We start from the raw sequence: 2,514 nt of genomic DNA on the forward strand, positions 1-2,514 counted from the left end.
TTTAAAAGAAGAAATCACAACTAAATTAGCCACATTGACAGATAAAGAAGAAGAAAGACAAAATTTGTTAATTGATATTTTGCGGCGATTAGAAGATAAAGAAAAAGGTCGTGAAGAGGATTTAATGAACTGGTTAGAGTTCAAAGCCAAAAAATGGCAAGACCAGATTGAAGATAGGGTTAGTGAGCGATTAAGTCGTCTCCAGAATGAAATCGCTAACATAAATAAAAGAATTGATAATATCGTGGAAAAATTAGAATCAAAGAATGAGGAAAAATCAGATAAGGTTAAAAAAGAATAATTCAAGACGGTTCCCCAATAATTCTATTTTAAAAAACCTGATATTCATTGTGGGAATTATAGTAGGTTCAGTCCAACCTTCATCGGCCCTGGATGCACAAGACCATTATATCAGGGGAAATGAATATTTATACAACCACCAGTATTCAGAAGCCATCCTCGAATATAAATCTGCCTTAAAACTTAATCCTTACTACAAGTCTGCCTACCTTAATCTCGGTAAGGCATATCAAGCCAAAAGACTGTTTAAAGATGCTACTGCCTCATATAAAAAGGCTATTAGCCTGGATGAAAATTATGTTGAGGCATATATTAATTTAGCTCGATGCTATGAACTTCAGAATTTATTATCCCGTGCAAAAATAAATCTTGAAAAAGCAATTCGATTGGACCCTGTTAATCCTGAAGCACATTTCTACTTAGCGAATGTTTTATATAAGAATAACAAGATAAAAAACAGCATCGACGAATATCTTCAGACGACAAAAATTGACCCAACCTACTTTCAGGCTTACCTCAAATTGGGGTCTATCTATCTTAAAGATTTTGAGGATGATAAAAATGCCATTTATTATTTTAATCTGGCAAAAAAGACTAATCCCAGAAATGAAACATCCTATCTTAAATTAGGTGAGCTGTATTTTCAAAAAGGTTTATTTAATAAGGCGATTTCAGAATATAAAAAGGCAGTAGAACTAAATCCGACGAATCCTGTTGCCCTGACTAAATATGGATTGTTGTATCTAACAATTGGTGAATATAAAAATGCCCTACCGATATTTAAAAAGTTGATTGAACTCACACCTGCTAATTCCCTTGCTCATTATACATTAGGAATTATCTATGAGAAATCAGGGATGTTTGATGATGCCTTAAATGAATTTGAAACAACACTATCTCTTGACACAAACGATGAGGTTGCATTATTTAGAGAAGAGCAGATTATTTTAGAATTTAATCGGCTAGCAGTAGATTCACCTTTACGCAAAAAAGATAGTGAAAAACATCTCATTAGTGCGGAAAATTATCTCCAGGAAGGATTCTTGACTTTAGCCACTTTTGAATTTAAAAAATCTATCCTCCTTGACCCTCAGAATCCGAACACCCGCCTCGCTCTGGCTAAACTCTATGAACTTATTGGCAGGAAACAATTAGCCATTGACGAATTAATAAAAGTGGTTGAATTAACCCCAACTAACTTAGAGGCAAAAGATAGACTTGAAAGACTATACTTTGAGGATGAAACCTCATTAGTTAAAAAGGAAAAAATAGACCAGATTCCTGTATCAGAAATAGACTTAGTTGTTTGTGCCTATCCATCAAATCCAATTCACTTCGAGATGGAAGAGATTACACTTAGAATCTTACGCAGTATCCTAAACCAATTTCCACATATAACCTTAACAGAAGGAGGACTTATTCTTAATGATGAAAAGGAGATTATAGATGTGGGGCGAAAGTTAAAGGCTGAATTTGCCCTGGCACTAAAAATAAATGAAACTGAACAAAGGATTGATATTAATGCTGAATTGATTGACCTTAAAACCGTGAAAAAGATATTAAAAACTCAACTCCCGGTGAGAGGAAAGGATAAATTAATTAAGGCATTGACATTTTTAGCCGAAAAGGTTATAAATACTATCCCTACTCAAGGAGTGATAATGAGGCTCGCTGATGATAAAGTGATTATCAATCTTGGTAAAATACACGGGTTAAAACCTGACCAGATACTTGAGGTCTGGAAAAGAGAAGGTGAATTAGACCCATTTACTCAGCGGATAAAAAAACCTGAGTCAATAGGGAAAATTAAGGTAGTCGCAGTCGAACCTGAAATCTCAAAGGCACTAATAATTACCCCGATGACCTTAAAATTCATTGGTATAAATGATGTGGTTAAATTACCGTAACTATTTAGCCATCTAAAATGAAACAACAAGCACTGGTTGGCAGGTTCAAGGAGAAACGCCTATGCCCACAGGGAGTGGGCACAAACGAGGATGAAAATTGAGCATAGAGATTAGAGATTGGAGATTAGAGATTAGCAAGAGTGCAGGTTCTAATTCACTAATTCTCTAATCTCTAATTAACTATTTTCAGGGGAAACCGTCATGCCCCTGCGGGGCACAAAGGAGGATGAAAATTTTGCTTGAATTTCCAGCTTCCTTGTGTTATTCTTACTAAGAAAGAGGCAAGGAGACTTGCCCAAAAGAAATA

General features: G+C 35.2%; 2 protein-coding genes. Both read left to right on the forward strand.

Translation table 11 applies throughout. From position 1 onward, the window contains the following. On the forward strand, window positions 1-301 hold a 301-nt coding region (locus AB1414_19100; protein ID MEW6609520.1), incomplete at its 5' end, for a hypothetical protein. Beyond that, window positions 267-2,207 carry a tetratricopeptide repeat protein gene (locus AB1414_19105; protein ID MEW6609521.1) on the forward strand — a complete coding sequence of 647 codons (1,941 nt, stop codon included), beginning with the start codon at window positions 267-269 and terminating at the stop codon, window positions 2,205-2,207. The genes AB1414_19100 and AB1414_19105, both read left to right, overlap by 35 nt. The last annotated feature ends 307 nt before the right edge of the window (window positions 2,208-2,514 follow it).

This window comes from bacterium, from assembly GCA_040755795.1.
Lineage (GTDB): Bacteria > UBA9089 > CG2-30-40-21 > CG2-30-40-21 > SBAY01 > JBFLXS01.